This window comes from Lysinibacillus sp. K60, assembly GCF_019731275.1.
GTDB classification, from domain to species: Bacteria; Bacillota; Bacilli; order Bacillales_A; family Planococcaceae; genus Lysinibacillus; species Lysinibacillus capsici.
In genome coordinates this window covers 438,082-454,932 of the sequence record NZ_JAASJR010000001.1, presented here as the reverse complement: position 1 = coordinate 454,932, position 16,851 = coordinate 438,082, and the positions used below count along the sequence as shown (strand labels likewise).

General features: G+C 38.2%; 13 protein-coding genes. 1 reads left to right on the top strand and 12 read right to left on the bottom strand.

The window, feature by feature from the left end; translation table 11 throughout:
- Window positions 1-106 precede the first annotated feature (106 nt).
- From HCH28_RS02250 to HCH28_RS02235, 4 genes are all read right to left on the bottom strand, one after another.
- The gene (locus HCH28_RS02250; protein ID WP_221679476.1) at window positions 107-1,294 is read right to left on the bottom strand and encodes a DUF4097 family beta strand repeat-containing protein; all 1,188 of its coding nucleotides are present in this window, start codon (window positions 1,292-1,294) and stop codon (window positions 107-109) included.
- Between the two features lie 283 nt (window positions 1,295-1,577).
- Complete coding sequence (gene uvrA, locus HCH28_RS02245; RefSeq protein WP_221679473.1) at window positions 1,578-4,445, bottom strand: excinuclease ABC subunit UvrA; 2,868 nt, start codon at window positions 4,443-4,445, stop codon at window positions 1,578-1,580.
- 7 nt (window positions 4,446-4,452) lie between these two features.
- Complete coding sequence (gene uvrB / locus HCH28_RS02240) at window positions 4,453-6,432, bottom strand: excinuclease ABC subunit UvrB (protein ID WP_221679470.1); 1,980 nt, start codon at window positions 6,430-6,432, stop codon at window positions 4,453-4,455.
- A 514-nt stretch (window positions 6,433-6,946) separates the two neighbouring features.
- Window positions 6,947-7,195, bottom strand: coding sequence for an IDEAL domain-containing protein (locus HCH28_RS02235; protein ID WP_004227526.1), 249 nt, complete (start codon window positions 7,193-7,195; stop codon window positions 6,947-6,949).
- Between the two features lie 227 nt (window positions 7,196-7,422).
- On the opposite strand from HCH28_RS02235, the gene HCH28_RS02230 reads away from it, so the two are divergent.
- Window positions 7,423-7,932 carry a competence protein ComK gene (locus tag HCH28_RS02230; protein WP_131522091.1) on the top strand — a complete coding sequence of 170 codons (510 nt, stop codon included), beginning with the start codon at window positions 7,423-7,425 and terminating at the stop codon, window positions 7,930-7,932.
- Between the two features lie 43 nt (window positions 7,933-7,975).
- Here HCH28_RS02230 and prfB read toward each other — a convergent pair.
- From prfB to fliD, 8 genes are all read right to left on the bottom strand, one after another.
- Window positions 7,976-9,080, bottom strand: a protein-coding gene (prfB, locus tag HCH28_RS02225) for a peptide chain release factor 2 (protein WP_255600420.1) whose coding sequence is annotated in 2 segments (ribosomal slippage) — window positions 7,976-9,004 and window positions 9,006-9,080 — 1,104 coding nt in all. Because the reading frame shifts where the segments join, the coding sequence is not laid out codon by codon here.
- Between the two features lie 122 nt (window positions 9,081-9,202).
- On the bottom strand, window positions 9,203-9,745 hold the full coding sequence (locus HCH28_RS02220) for a competence protein ComK (RefSeq protein WP_048392056.1): 543 nt from the start codon (window positions 9,743-9,745) through the stop codon (window positions 9,203-9,205).
- Between the two features lie 329 nt (window positions 9,746-10,074).
- Window positions 10,075-12,585, bottom strand: coding sequence for a preprotein translocase subunit SecA (gene secA, locus HCH28_RS02215; RefSeq protein ID WP_221679467.1), 2,511 nt, complete (start codon window positions 12,583-12,585; stop codon window positions 10,075-10,077).
- Window positions 12,586-12,729: 144 nt separating this feature from the next.
- Entirely contained in the window at window positions 12,730-13,281 is a 552-nt protein-coding gene (gene hpf, locus HCH28_RS02210) for a ribosome hibernation-promoting factor, HPF/YfiA family (RefSeq protein WP_004227537.1), read from the bottom strand.
- Window positions 13,282-13,371: 90 nt separating this feature from the next.
- Window positions 13,372-13,755: a PilZ domain-containing protein gene (locus HCH28_RS02205; RefSeq protein ID WP_221679465.1), complete on the bottom strand. Its 384-nt coding sequence runs from the start codon at window positions 13,753-13,755 to the stop codon at window positions 13,372-13,374.
- A 181-nt stretch (window positions 13,756-13,936) separates the two neighbouring features.
- Window positions 13,937-14,347, bottom strand: coding sequence for a flagellar export chaperone FliS (gene fliS / locus HCH28_RS02200; protein WP_221679463.1), 411 nt, complete (start codon window positions 14,345-14,347; stop codon window positions 13,937-13,939).
- A gap of 184 nt (window positions 14,348-14,531) precedes the next feature.
- Window positions 14,532-14,891, bottom strand: coding sequence for a flagellar protein FliT (gene fliT, locus HCH28_RS02195; RefSeq protein WP_221679462.1), 360 nt, complete (start codon window positions 14,889-14,891; stop codon window positions 14,532-14,534).
- Between the two features lie 22 nt (window positions 14,892-14,913).
- Entirely contained in the window at window positions 14,914-16,845 is a 1,932-nt protein-coding gene (gene fliD / locus HCH28_RS02190; RefSeq protein WP_221679459.1) for a flagellar filament capping protein FliD, read from the bottom strand.
- Between the last annotated feature and the right edge of the window lie 6 nt (window positions 16,846-16,851).

The following is a 16,851-nucleotide window of genomic DNA, read 5'->3' as shown; positions in this document are numbered from 1 at the left end:
CCTTAAAAATATGACAAAAATAAAAACAAGATTCGCCTCTATGTGCTAGGTCGAATCCTGTTTGAAAAGAAAAAGCATTCAAGCTTTACCTTGAATGCTTCTACTGTTAAATTTGTTGTTCATCTGTTGTTGTGTAGCGCACTAAAACAGCACCAGTTTTCGATTCACCTTCTATAAATAGGCGATTCGCATTTTCAACTTCTTTGTCGAAACGGACTACTTTGGATAAGAATTGATCTTGTGACTCCATTTTAGAAACATCCTGGATACCCACATCCACTTTACCGAAATTCGTTACGACTTTACCGCTCAATGAAATTGTTCGTGGGACATATAATTCCACTGCTCCAGCAACTGTTTGAGCTTTAATTTTAGAAGAATTTGTCGAGCATGTTGTTACGACTACATGTCCATTGACAGACTTAGCTTCAACTTCATCCAATGCACCATCCAAATAAACACGCCCATTCAATGTTTCAGCCTCTAAATCCTTACCTCGAACATTCGTTAATTCAATGGAACCATTAGAAGAATCCACTTCAGCTTTTCCAAAATTAAACTTCGTTCCTTTAATGGCACCGTTTAACGTTTTCACTTTTAATTCTTCGAATTCTGTATCCTGTAATGAAACACTACCATTCATTAGACGAACAGATAATTTTTCAAGTTTATCCTTTGGTACTAGCACCTTCACATTGACTTGAACAAGCTTTAATTGGCTCAAAATACGAAGTGATTGCTCTTCCTCTTTCACAACAAATTGCTCTAAGAAGTGATTACGAGTTTCTTCTTCACTTTCGTTCATCAAAGGTGCCTTTACCTTGCAAATCACCTGAATAGTTTCCCCTTCACTGGATTCCAATGAGAAGTTACCATTCGGTAATTCAACAATAATATTGTCCACATTGGCAGCAGCCACTTCTTCTGTATGGGTAAATTCAATTTTATCTCCAAATGGAGAAGCTACATCAAATTCCTTTACCTTTTTAACAGCCGTATTCATCATATCCATAAAAAGAGAACCGATTTGCGTTAAATCCTTACGAAAATCCTGCATTTCATCTTGGAAGTATTTCATAAAATCATCTTTTTTCTTGTCACCATCTTTTGATTCTTCTTCAAATAATGGCTCTTTTTCACTTGAAAAGGATTGCGTCTCTTTCGACACATCATTCATAACATGTTGAGTAGACTTGCCAGGTTGCTCTAATGCTTCTAATAATGTAATCGCCTCTTGTGCCGAAATTGTTCCTTTTTCTACAAGTTCTAAAATTCGTTGACGTTCATTTTGCATAAATAAATAGCCTCCCTCAGTTCGTTATACTATTTATACGATTCATCATGTGAAAAGTTTCACTGTAAAATTGAATAAATTGGGTCTTTTCATTTCAACATCGTCAGGCTTTTACCTATGAAGATTTTATTGCTCGTTTTTTAGATTAGTTGGATCACTTTTGACCTCTTTTTGAGCGGGTTCTTCCCATTTCGGATGATTTTCAATCTGGATTGAGCGACTTTCTCCAATTTCAGATCACCTTTCAATCCAGATTAATCATTTCCGTTCGAATGTAAAACCCTTAAGACTTAGAAGCTTCTGCTAGCAATGCATCCATTCTCATACGATCACGTTCCAAGATTGGTTTTAAGTATTTGCCTGTATAGGAGCCAGCTACTTCTACTACCTCTTCAGGTGTACCAGTTGCAACAATTGTACCACCTTTGTCTCCACCTTCTGGACCTAAGTCAATGATATAATCAGCTGTTTTAATCACATCTAAGTTATGCTCAATAACTAATACTGAATCACCGTTTTCAACAAGACGCTGCAACACGACAAGTAAACGAGCAATATCATCGGCATGTAATCCTGTTGTTGGTTCATCTAAGATATAGAAGGATTTCCCTGTTGAGCGTCGATGTAATTCAGAGGCTAGTTTTACACGCTGCGCCTCACCGCCCGATAAGGTTGTGGCTGGTTGTCCTAATTTCATATAGCCCAACCCCACATCAACAATCGTTTGTAGCTTACGCTGGATTTTTGGAATATTTTCAAAGAACACAACTGCATTTTCAATCGTCATATCGAGAATATCTGCAATACTCTTATCTTTATACTTCACCTCAAGTGTTTCACGGTTATACCGTTTGCCGTGACATACTTCACATGGTACATAAACATCCGGAAGGAAATGCATTTCAATTTTAATAATGCCGTCACCACGACATGCTTCACAGCGACCACCCTTGACATTAAAGCTAAAGCGTCCTTTTTTGTAGCCTCGTACCTTTGCTTCATTTGTTGCTGCGAAAACATCACGAATATCATCAAAAACACCTGTATAAGTTGCTGGATTTGAACGAGGTGTACGCCCAATTGGCGATTGGTCAATATCGATTACTTTTTCAAGCTCATCGATACCTGTCACTTCTTTATGCTCACCAGGCTTAACCTTTGAACGATTCAGCTTCTGTGCCAAAGATTTATATAAAATTTCATTAATCAGTGTAGATTTCCCTGAACCAGACACACCTGTCACTGCTACAAATATGCCTAGTGGAACATCTACTTTAACATTGCGTAAATTATTTTCCTTGGCACCTTTAATAGAGAGCTTTCGACCATTTGGTTGGCGTCTTTCTATTGGTAAAGGAATAAACTTTCTACCGCTTAAATATTGTCCAGTTAAAGATTTTTCATTATTCATAACTTCCTGCGGTGTTCCTGCTGCCACAATTTGACCGCCATGGACGCCTGCTCCAGGTCCTACATCGATGAGATAATCTGCAGCAAGCATCGTATCTTCATCATGCTCTACCACAATCAGCGTATTTCCAATGTCACGCATATTTTGTAATGTGCTAATCAGTCGATCATTATCTCGCTGATGCAAACCAATCGAAGGCTCATCTAAAATATAGAGGACTCCCGTTAATCGTGAACCAATTTGTGTAGCAAGGCGAATACGTTGTGCTTCTCCACCAGATAATGTACCTGCTGCACGACTCAATGTTAAATAGTCTAAACCAACATTCACAAGGAAGCCCAAACGTTCTTCGATTTCTCGTAAAACTAATCGAGCAATTTGCATATCCTTTTCAGTAAGATTAAGCTCTTTAAAGAATGTGTCTGCTTCCTGAATTGAATATTGTGTGACCTCACCGATATGTTTATCAGCTACTTTCACTGCGAGCGTTTCAGGCTTTAAACGATAACCTTTACATGAAGGACAAGCCTGCTGTGCCATGTATTTTTCCATCTGCTCACGAACATAATCGGATGTCGTCTCTTTAAAACGTCGCTCAACATTGCGCACAACACCCTCAAATTCAATCATTTGATCTCGCACATTGCCAAACTCATTTTCATAATGGAAGTGTATCTTGTCTTTTCCAGAGCCATATAAAACCTTGTCCATCTTTTCCTTTGGCAAATCCTTCACAGGCACGTCCATAGGAATATCGTAATGATCACATACAGCTTTTAGTAATTGTGGGTAGTACTGCGAACTTGTTGGTTCCCATGGTGCGATGGCATGCTCTAACAAGGAACGATCCCAATCAGGCACCACTAAATCTAAATCCACCTCTTGTGTTGAACCTAAGCCATCACAGCTTGGACAAGCACCAAACGGACTATTAAATGAAAACATACGAGGCTCTAACTCACCAATAGAAAAACCACATAATGGGCAGGCATGATGCTCACTAAATAGTAACTCTTCATGTTCCATCACATCGACAAGCACACGTCCATCTGCCAGACGTAAAGCCGTTTCTAAAGAATCACTCAGACGAGCAGCAATCCCTTCCTTCATAACAACACGGTCCACTACTACTTCGATGGAATGCTTTTTATTTTTATCAAGTTCGATAGCATCATCTAAATCACGCAATTCCCCATCAATTCGTACACGAACAAACCCCTGCTTTTTTAAATCTTCTAGCAGTTTAACATGGGTACCCTTACGTCCAGAAACCATTGGAGCAAGGAGCTGCATCTTAGTTCTCTCAGGATAGGTTAATAAACGATCCACCATTTGCTCAATCGTTTGGGAAGTGATTTCTATACCATGATTTGGACAGATTGGTTTACCAATGCGGGCATAAAGTAAACGTAGATAATCATAAATTTCCGTTACCGTACCAACAGTAGATCGTGGGTTACGACTTGTCGTTTTTTGGTCAATGGAAATAGCAGGGGATAAACCTTCTATCGCATCGACATCTGGCTTATCCATTTGTCCAAGAAATTGACGGGCATACGCGGAAAGGGACTCAACGTAACGACGCTGGCCCTCCGCATAAATTGTGTCAAATGCTAGAGAAGACTTTCCAGAGCCCGATAATCCTGTTAAAACGACTAATTGGTCACGCGGAATTGTGACATTAATATTTTTTAAATTATGAGCACGTGCACCTTGCACGACGATTTCAGTATTTTTCACAAGTCATTCACCCTTCTACCTTCAATTCAAATATTGTATCTCGTAACTCAGCCGCACGTTCAAAATCAAGCGCTTTTGCTGCTTCCTTCATTTCGACTTCTAGAGAAGCAACAAGCTGTTCTCTTTCCGCCTTTGTCAGCTTTTTGCCTTTTGTTGCCTTTGTTACATAGGATTCCTCTTCTTCTGCTACTTGTGTTGCACGAATCACATCTGGGATTTTCTTAATGATCGTTTGAGGTGTTATACCATGCTCCTCGTTATAAGCCATTTGTAACGCACGACGACGTTTCGTTTCATCAATCGCCTTTTTCATCGAGTCTGTTACATGGTCTGCATACATAATGACATGACCATTCGCATTACGAGCAGCACGACCAATAGTTTGAATCAAAGAACGCTCTGAACGTAAAAATCCTTCTTTATCAGCATCTAGAATCGCCACAAGGGACACCTCAGGAATATCAAGACCTTCACGCAATAAATTAATACCAATTAGCACATCATACGTTCCTTTGCGTAGCTCACGGATAATTTCAATACGCTCTAGTGTCTTAATTTCTGAATGTAGGTATTCTACTTTTAAGCCCATTTCCTTCAAGTAGGCCGATAAATCCTCGGACATTTTCTTCGTTAGCGTTGTCACTAAAACTCGCTCATCACGCGCAATTCGATCTTGTATTTCATCGATTAAATTATCGATTTGCCCTTCAATAGGACGTACATCGATTAATGGATCTAATAATCCAGTTGGTCGGATAATTTGCTCTACCATTTCTGGTGTATGCTCCAACTCATAAGGACCTGGTGTGGCTGATACATAAATTGCTTGATGTATACGATTTTCATACTCTTCAAAACGTAATGGACGGTTATCTAGAGCAGATGGCAAGCGGAAGCCGTGTTCTACGAGCACACCTTTACGCGCTTGGTCACCATTGTACATCCCACGTACCTGTGGAAGTGTTACGTGACTTTCATCAACCACAAGTAAAAAATCTTCTGGGAAGTAGTCTAGTAACGTATATGGAGTAGCACCTGCTTCACGCAATGTTAAATGACGTGAATAGTTTTCAATCCCAGAGCAAAAGCCCATTTCACGCATCATCTCTAAGTCATAACGTGTACGTTGTTCTAAACGTTGTGCCTCTAGTAATTTATCTTCTGCACGTAATAATGCAAGTCGTTCCTCTAATTCTTTTTCAATATTTTCAATCGCTTTACGCAATTTCTCTTCTCGTGTAACGAAGTGGGATGCTGGGAAAATAGCAACATGCTCTCGATCCGATAAAATCTCTCCCGTTAGTGCATCTACCTCACGAATGCGATCGATTTCATCCCCAAAAAACTCCACACGAATACAATGCTCATCACGAGAGGCTGGGAAGATTTCCACAACATCTCCACGTACCCGAAATGTTCCGCGAGTAAAACTAACATCATTTCGCTCATACTGAACGTCCACAAGCTTGCGTAATAGCTGATTACGTTCAATTTCCATACCTGTACGAATGGAAACAACCATTTCTCGATATTCTTCGGGAGAACCTAAACCATAAATGCAGGACACAGATGCAATAATAATGACATCCTCACGCTCAAACAATGCAGAGGTAGCAGAGTGACGCAGCTTATCAATTTCATCGTTAATGCTAGAGTCTTTTTCTATATAGGTATCTGTCTGCGGTACATAAGCTTCTGGTTGGTAGTAATCATAGTAGCTGACAAAATATTCAACGGCGTTATTCGGGAAGAATTCTTTGAATTCACTATACAACTGGCCAGCTAGTGTTTTATTGTGTGCCATGATTAGTGTTGGTTTTTTGACTTGCTGGATGACATTCGAAATGGTAAACGTCTTACCTGTTCCAGTAGCACCAAGCAATGTTTGATGACGTTTGCCTGCTTTCACACCCTCCACTAATTCCGCAATGGCCTGTGGCTGATCCCCGTTAGGCTGATATGGCGCTTGTAAATCAAATGTTTGCACTCATGTCCCCGTCCTTTCCTTCCAATTTGTACATATATTTTAGCATAGCAATATTAAAATTTCGAACATTTAACGAACGAATGTTTGTAAAATTTTTTTTCATCTCTAAAATTTTTATTACATAACAATACGGTCAATTTAACTTGTTACTCTTATAATAGCCGTTTTATTAGGTTTTCAAGCTTCATCAATGGATGAGATTTCCTGTTTTGCTTTATGTGCAGCTCACACTCTCTCAAGAGCGGGGCTTTGTCCATTTAGAGCGGCTCTATTCTTTTATGAGCGGGGTTACTTCCCTTTGGAGCGGCTCTTCTCCTCTTATGAGCGGGGCGCTTCCCTTTGGAGCGGCTCTCACTTTTTTTATAAACAGCGTCTCAAACTTTTTAAATGACTTTCCACATTCTATAAGCAAAACCACTTCTTCTAACCAAAACATACACTCCTCACATCCACTGCAACTATTTTCAAAAGCAAAAAAAATCCCCCTCTCCAATAGATATGGAGAGCGGGTTCGTCAATATGATTCATCTTCTGTTTGCTGTAAGGAAGTTAGTTCGGATGCGTATTGATAAAATGCGTTTTCATCTTTTTCATCGAGTGCTCTATCTATCAGAACCATGAGCTGCTCTTGCCGATGCATACGCTGGATACGATTTAAAAATAAATCTAAATAAATCTCGTTTAATAATTTCTCTGCCTCATCAACTTTTTTCGACTGACCAACGGCTTTCAGAAAATCTGTATACGAATAATATTTATCCAACGATCTCACCTCGATCCTTTTCTAAATTATATGAAAATTGAAATTAAAAAGCAATGCTTACGATTCGAAAATATCTTGGATTAGCTATTAATCAATTGATATTTAGAGCAAATTCTCTAGGCGTTTCGCGCTTTTCTGAACGATTTTCAACTATTTCATTTAATTTAAGAAAGTCATATTCTGTTTTACACTACCGTTATCACTAGAAAAAAGGAGGCACTCCCTATATGACAACTAACTTTGTAAACGGCTACTTAATGTCATTCAATACTTATTTACTGCAACCTATTCAGCATGACTCCAAAGTCTTCACGCATGTGATTGATAAGCATAATGAGCTGATTGTTACACGCAAACCGATGCATGTCCTTCGAAAATCCTGTCTCTCATTAGGATCAACTTATGAAGCCGCAAAACAATCGGCTAAACGTTTTTTCGGCAATCAACACAAGCTACCAATCGTCGTGGCCTTTGATTACGGTTATCCCTGTATTTTTCTGCCAACTTATTCACCCAGCTCCATTCACAATATATGGATAGGGCTTCATGCAATTATTAATATTACACCTAGTGAAATGGGGTGTATTGTAACGTTAAAAAATAATAAACAAATCGAACTACCTATTCGATATGCTTCCATTAGTAAACAATTTCTTAACGCTTCTATGCTGTATAAATATTACATGAATGAACGAAAACAGCTTAGCCAAGATGCACCCTACCATCCACCCTTTTAACAAAAATTCCCCAAGAGCATCTCACTCTTGGGGAATCTGTGTATTAATTTATTTTTGAACGTAAATAGGCATTAATAAATGGATCTAAATCGCCATCCATTACTGCACCCACATTACCTGTTTCTTCATTTGTACGATGATCCTTCACCATCGAGTATGGGTGGAAGACATACGAACGAATTTGGGAGCCCCAGCCTATTTCCTTTTGTTCACCGCGTATTTCATCTAATTGCGCCTGCTGTTTATCAAGTTCTAATTGATATAGCTTCCCTTTTAACATCGTCATCGCTTTTTCACGGTTTTTAATCTGTGAGCGCTCAGCTTGACATTGTACGATCGTACCAGTAGGAATATGCGTAATACGAACGGCAGAATCTGTGGTATTAATATGCTGACCACCTGCACCTGTTGCACGATACGTATCAATTTTTAAATCCTCTGTACGAATATCGATTTCAATATTGTCGTCAAACTCTGGCATAACATCACAGGAAACGAAAGATGTATGACGGCGGCCAGACGAATCGAATGGAGAAATACGTACTAGACGATGCACACCCTTTTCCGCTTGTAAATAACCGAAAGCATTGTGACCTTTAATTGACAATGTTACAGATTTAATCCCAGCTTCATCTCCTGGTAGATAGTCCACTGTTTCCACTTTAAATCCACGCTTCTCAGCCCACCGTGTATACATACGTAATAGCATTGAACCCCAGTCCTGTGACTCCGTACCACCAGCACCAGGATGCAGCTCTAAAATGGCATTGTTTTGATCGTATGGGCCACTTAGCAGTAATTGAAGCTCAAAATCAGCCATCTTTTGTTGAAATTCTGCTAGTTCTTTGCCTAGTTCTTCTTGTAATTCATCGTCTGGTTCTTCACGCAAAAGTTCCAGTGTCATATCTAAATTTTCATGTGTTTCCACTAAATCTTTATATTCATTGACTATCGCTTTTAAGCCATTTCCTTCATTGATAATCACCTGAGCACCCTGCTGATCATCCCAAAAGCCTGGCTCTAGCATCATTTCATCTAGCTCCTGAATACGTGCCTCTTTGTTCTCTAAGTCAAAGAGACCCCCTAAAGTCCGCCAATTTTTTGGCTGTAGTGTCTAATACATTGCGTACATCTGCTAATTCAATCATCGTTAAATCCTCCGAACGTTAGTCATGGAGCTAACACTTTATTCATAAAGCTCCGTATCTTTTTATTATAACGTTTTTAGAAACGAAAACATACTATCTAGCAGATGTTTTGTGGAAATAAGTCAACTATCCTGCGTCTCGTCCTCAAACATATTCTTGGCAAGACGTTGAAATACTTTCACACGGTCATACTGAACAAGTAAATATTTTGTTCGTTTCTCTAGTCTATATTTTAATAAAAAAGCTCTTTGAATCCGTGACTCTAACGCATTCACACTGACATCTACAATAAATTCCTTGCCATTCATAAAAGTAACCTTTGTCCTCTTTTTATCCACAGCTACATAGTCATCTATATGATGGACAGCGAACCAAATACAGTCAGGATGTAGAGGAGACCTACTAGGGAACCATAAAATATTACAACGTTCGTGCACGACAATAGGATTTTTATTAAGCTTGCCTAGGATCATTTTCGAACCATCGAACGCTCCTCTTAAACTAGAACCAAAATAACGCAGATTAAAGTCCAATAATTTCGTTGGTGGTAGCGTAGATATATACTCATTATTTTTCTCATACACCTGCGTACATAAATTTCCAAAGGAATCATACACAGGCATATACATCATTGTTTCACTATTCATAATATCTTTTTTATGCATCTATAGTCCCCCTTTATACATTTTATGTTGCTTCCAGTCAAAATAAAAAGGAATATACTAAATATGCGTACATTCCCGCTATTTTCAATGAGTAAGATTGCTTGAAAATTCCGATCCTCCTTAAGACTTAGTATCACAATCAAAAATTCAGGATAATAATAGGATCAATAACTTGTACTATATACCTATTATTACAGCTATTGTATACCCATATTTTTCAATTGTCTATAAATTCTGACTTTTTATACTAAAATTTCTTCATTTTTGAGTTATTTTACAAAGAAAAAATCATTTCAACACGTAGTTAAAATGATTCTTTCACCTAGATATTATTGAGCTGTGCCATGACAGTTTTTAAATTTCTTACCGCTACCACAAGGACATAAATCATTACGGCCAATGTTTTCAGCTTTACGTACTGGTTGCTTTTTCGGCGCAGTGCCACCTTCTTCTTTTGGATTAACAGCCTGCCCCTTCGCCACCTCTTCACGCTCCAGATTATTGCGGATTTCTGCTTTCATCGCATATTTCGCAACATCCTCGCGAATAGAGGCTACCATATCCTCAAACATTGCAAAGCCTTCTTGTTGATATTCACGAAGTGGATCGTTTTGACCATAAGCACGCAGATGGATACCTTGACGTAGTTGATCCATTGCATCAATATGATCTATCCATTTTGTATCGATTGAACGTAATAAAATAACCTTTTCAAACTCACGCATACGCTCTGGTGTCAGTTCTGCCTCTTTTTCATCATAACGAACATGAACAGCATCAGAGATTAACTGATTAATATCTTCAGCAGACTTGCCTTGGAAATCAGATACTTTAAGTTGACCTTCCTCTAAAAGATTAGCTGCTACAAAGTCTTCAATAGCCTTTAGGTTCCAATCCTTCTGTTCACCTTGAGTGTACAGGCTAACAACATTATCAATTGTTTCTTGAATCATAGACTCAACAAGCACACGCATATTTTCTGTTTCCAGCACATCATAACGCTCTTTATAAATAATCTCACGTTGCTGACGTAGTACATCGTCATATTGTAATAATCGTTTACGCGCATCAAAGTTATTACCTTCGACACGTTTCTGCGCTGATTCTACAGCTCTCGACACAACTTTAGATTGCAATGGCTGGGAATCATCCATACCTAAGCGCATCATCATCGACTTCATATTATCAGAGCCAAAACGACGCATTAAATCATCCTCAAGGGATAGGTAGAATTGTGTAACCCCTGGATTCCCCTGACGACCAGAACGGCCACGAAGCTGATTATCAATACGACGTGATTCATGTCGCTCTGTACCGATTACCGCTAAACCGCCAATTTCCAGTACACCTTCGCCAGGTTTAATATCTGTACCACGGCCAGCCATGTTTGTTGCTATTGTCACTGCACCCTTTGTACCAGCGTTCGCAATGATTTCAGCTTCACGTTCATGGTTTTTCGCATTTAATACATTATGAGGAATTTTATGTTTATCCAATAGTTTAGAAATAATCTCAGACGTTTCAATAGCAACTGTACCAACAAGAACAGGTTGACCAGCTCTATGACGCTCTGCGATATCAGCAGCAACTGCTTTATATTTCCCTTCCATCGTTGCAAAAATCAAGTCAGCACGGTCATCACGAGCAATCGGTTTATTCGTCGGAATAGCGACGACATTCATATTGTAAATATTACGGAATTCCTCTTCCTCTGTTTTCGCTGTACCTGTCATCCCTGCAAGCTTTTGATACATACGGAAGTAGTTTTGGAAGGTAATTGTCGCCATTGTCATCGATTCATTTTGAATCTCAACGCCTTCTTTAGCTTCAATTGCTTGGTGTAAGCCATCAGAATAACGACGACCCTTCATCAAACGACCAGTAAAGCCATCAACGATCACAATTTCGCCATCCTGCACAACATAATCCACATCATTATGCATACTCACATGCGCCTTTAATGATTGATTGATCGCATGATTTAAACGAACATGTGTCAAATCAAACAGATTATCAATGCCAAATGCTTTTTCTGCCTTTTCCACACCTGCATCTGTTAACGTAACACCTTTTGTTGACTCTTCATACGTATAGTCTGTCTCTGCATTTAACATACGCACAAACGCATTCGATTGTTTATAAAGCTGTGCTGATTTCCCAGCTTGACCCGAAATAATTAATGGCGTACGCGCTTCATCAATTAAGATCGAGTCCACCTCATCAATGACAGCATAGTGCAATGGACGTTGGACACGTTCCTCTTTGTAAAGCACCATGTTATCACGTAAGTAGTCAAAGCCTAGCTCATTGTTTGTACTATACGTAATATCAGCCTCATAAGCAGTGCGTTTTTCATCTTTTGAAAGGCTATTCAGATTAAGCCCAACAGATAAGCCTAAGAAATTATAAAGTTGTCCCATTTCAGCAGCATCACGACTCGCTAGGTATTCGTTGACTGTTACAACATGTACACCTTTACCAGTGATCGCATTTAAATAAACAGCCATTGTCGCTGTTAAAGTTTTACCTTCCCCGGTTTTCATCTCCGCGATATTCCCCTCATCAAGAGCAGCTGCCCCCATGATTTGAACGCGGAATGGGTACATCTCTAATACACGTTTTGCCGCTTCTCGACAAACAGCAAACGCTTCGGCACGAATCGACTCTAAATGCTCACCCTCAGCGTAGCGCTTTTTAAATTCATCTGTTTTCGCTTGTAGTTGATCATCTGAAAGCTGTTCCATTTGAGAAGCGAATCTCTCAACTTGGTCAGCGATTTTTTCTAATTTTTTTAGCTCACGTTTATTGAAATCAAATAATTTATTTAATAGGTTTGCCATGAATGTTTTTCACTTCCTATATAGATTCAACTTTCATTTTACCATTGTGTAACAGTTTCATGCAAACTGTCACCTCGGCTATATATGATTGTCATACCAAAAAAAGACCCTCGCCATCGCGAGAGCCTTCGTCATCATGAAGTTTTAAGTTGTTTCAATTAAGCCATATTTTCCATCTTTACGTTTATATACAATATTTGTGCCGTTCGATTCAGCATCTGTAAAGACATAGAAATCATGTCCAAGCATATTCATTTGTAGAACTGCCTCTTCTTGATCCATAGGCTTTAAATCAAATTGCTTTGTACGAACAATTGAGTATTCTTCTTCCTCTGACACAGCATCAGCGGCTGCTTGAGTAGTAGCAAAATAAAGGCCTGCTCCTTCACGCTCTCGGAATTTACGGTTTACTTTTGTTTTATGCTTGCGGATCTGACGCTCTAATTTATCAACAATTAGATCAACAGCAGCATACATATCATTATGACGCTCTTCAGCACGAAGAGTTAGGTTCTTCATTGGAATAGTGACTTCCACTTTCGTTTGTTTGTCATTGTAAACCTTTAAATTGACATTAGCGTTGGCATTAACATCTTCGTTAAAATAGCGTTCAACTTTATCGATTTTGTTCTCAACATACTCTCGAATAGCTGGAGTTACCTCAATATTTTCACCACGAATGTTAAAGTTTAACATGTAAACTCCTCCTTTATAACTGCTATACTATCTATTTCTACACAAGTGTGTGAAATTCCTCTAAAATCATTCTTTTTTTTACAAAAATTTTTATAAATTATTATTTTGTTTTTTCGCTTCAGCTGCTTCCTTTTTTCGTCGAAGCTTTAGTTCTTCAACAATCAAATCTTCCACGGGTCCTTGATTATTGAAATAGATGCCGTATTGCTTGCCATTCCCAAATGGACGACTCCAAATTACTTCTCCATAAGCGCGAACTTCTTGTGTATCAAGCACAAAATGGATATCTAATGGAGGAGGGTTTATACCTAAATCCACTTCCGTAAACATCTTCAACCCACGTGGACTAATATCCAACAAGTCAGCCATAGCCGTTTGTCCATGATTGACCTTTCCATTCTCATAAATAGCAAAAGTTATTTGAATAGGCTCCTTAAATTTAAATCGGAAACCTTCTTGACGCTTAAAGATCATATTCCCACCCCAGTACTCTTTTAAACATGTTTATTGCTTTGATTATGCCATGATGCCCAACTAACAGCCACAGGGAATAAGTAACATATTTTACCTTTGTATGGCCTAATTTATGACTATTTCGTGATCATAACGGTTTAACAAAAAAGAGACCATCTCTTTCGATGGTCTCTAATTGTGTCTAAATTTGTCCGCTGTTTCCCTGACCAAATTGCTGTTGTCGATTAATGCGAATAACTTCCTTCCACGTATCGCGAAATTCCGTCACAAATCCTTCTACTTCCTCAATAATGGCTACATCATTTTGAATGTTGGCTTCAATTAAACGACGATTTAAAAATTCGTAAAGAGGTAGCAATTGCTTGGAAACCTCAACGTCCATATTGAGTGTTGACATCAGTTCACCGATAATGGATTGTGCTTTTTGAAGGTTCGTATTTTTTTCTTGAATATTCTTTTCTTGAATAGCTAGTTTCGCCTTATGCAAGAATTTTAGGCATCCATTATAAAGCATTAATGTTAGTTCGCCAGGTGAAGCAGTAGTCACACTATTTTGTTTATATGCATTTTGTGCTGTTAAATTTGCTGCCAATAAAGGACAACTCCTTTGATAGGTTACTTATTTACTAGTTTAAACCATTTTACGAAGAAAAGCTATTTGATCAATTACGTCTCGTCGTAATTGTGTCTGGATTTTGAAGTGTGGACACAATTCCTTCGAGGTTCGATCTTCCATTCAACTGGCGATTTCCTTTATGCTGAATGAAGGAAATCTATTAATTCTTTTTGTCATAATATATCCCATCCATTACACGAATATTCGAATAAGGATTGAAATATTGCTGTTCACTTTTTTTCGTTTTTTGTAGGTTTGCCATATCTTGTTTGACTGCATCCATAACAACTGCTAACCGCTCTTTAATGCCATTATCTAGTTCCAATAGTGTACGATGAATTCTATTTTGTTCATCGAAACGAAATCCTTCCTTCATTAGGTCTTCCATAATCGTACCACGCTTGTCCAACATGCTGTTAATCGTGGCGATAAATTCGTCTCGTTCCTCACCTTTTGGAATTTCACCCAAATGCTTAAATAAATTAGCTGACGTTTGCAATAATTGATCTATGTGTTGCATAGTACACTCCTATTCTAGCTAATTAGTTGCCACCAGCAAATTGCATGAACATACCAGATTGTGAATTTGCTTTATTAATTGCTTGCTCCATAGCCGTGAATTGTTTCCAATATCGAGATTCAATATTTTCTAGTTTTAGTTTCCATGTGTCAATACGTTTATCCATATCAATTAGATTTTTACCAATAGAGTATTGACTGTCAGTCATTGTTGCACGACCAGCTTTACTTTCTATCTTTTTACCAAATTCATCCATAGCACTACGTAATCTAACAATAACTCCACGTGTATCCGTACCATCCGCTTTCTTTTCACCCGTTTGTGTTAAAGTACTCATTACACGATCTGGATCGTCTGCTAATGCTTTACGTAACTTAGTTTCGTCAATTTGTAACTTACCACCGTCATTATAGGACTTTGTTGTTGTAATACCCATTTCTGCTAAAGTATCAATGACATTATCGCCTAGACCATCAACATGTCCACCAAGAGCACTACGCATATCACTTAAACCTTGTCGTAGCATGGCATCGCTTCGTAAGAGTCCACTCTTCGCTTTTTCATCCCACATTTTTTGCTCAGTTTCAGTCATTTCTTTACGTTGCTCATCTGTTAAGGGCATGTAAGAGCGATATTTAGTTTCTTTTAACTGATCATTAATACCAGCTATAAATTCATTGTATTTATTGACAAATTCTTTAATTTTATCAACCATATGATTAATGTCGTTAGTTGATTTTACTGACACTGTATTGGCAGGATCGATTCCACCTTTATTGAATTCCCCATTTAAAGTAATTTCATATCCCGAAACATTGACCAGATTAGAAGTACTTTCCATTTCTAATCCATTGATAGTGTATTTCGCATTTTGTCCTTCTTTACCATTACCAAATTTCGTTAAATCAAATGTATCAATATCATTACCATCTTTATCCTTGGTCTTTCCACCAGGTGCAGCACTGAAACCTAGCGCATTGAGCATATTCGTAGCATCATTGTTATCGCCTTTTAATATTTGAATACTACTTGTACTTCCGCCTTTTACCTCACCAGAATTATTAGCACCTATTGTCAACTTACCATTAGAAAATAATGCTGTTACGCCAGCTCCCGATCGATTTAAACTAGTAATAAAAGAATCCAGTGTGTCGGATTTATTGAAAGAAATCTTAGTTTGTTTAGTTTCTCCATTTGCTTGAATAACATTAAGTGTTATAGAGCCGTTTTCTAACCCTAGCTCCCCTAATCTCGTGCTGCCACTTGGAGTAACTCCAAACCCTGGGCCACCATCAACAAATTGAGAATCACTAACGCCATTTGACGAAAAATTCAATACTTCAGCATTTGTTTGACTAATAACCGTGACATTATTTCCAGCCATTGAAATTTGACCAGTCGCTGCATTAAAGGAAGCATTGGATACACCTACATCCTTTAATTTTTGTACAAAATCTGATATTTTATCAGTTGGTTCAAATGTAACTGTTTTTTCTGTAGCATTTCCTTTATCATCTGTTATTTTTAATTTTAACTCACCTTGTGATGCAATACCTATCTCACTTAGTATATTATTTTCTCCTGCAATTTTACGTTGAGTGTTACTAACATTTACAACATCTGTTTTTGCATTCGACGCTAGTTGTGACACTTGCTGAATTTCTAGATTACCAGATGCTCCTGCGCCTGCTTTTACCGATACTTTATCGCTACTTCCACCACTCACAGAAGCTGTTTTCTTCATAAAATTACTAGATAGAATGATATTATCAAACGAATAGTCATTAAATGTCTTCATTTTTGTATTAATTGAACGATAGGCGTCTCGTTGCCACTCAGCAATTTGCTTTTTCTGATATAATTTATTTAATGGGGCTCTTTCTGCAGTCATTAATTTTGCAACCATACTATCTATATCCATACCAGATGCCAATCCACCAATACGTGTAACCATTTAAAT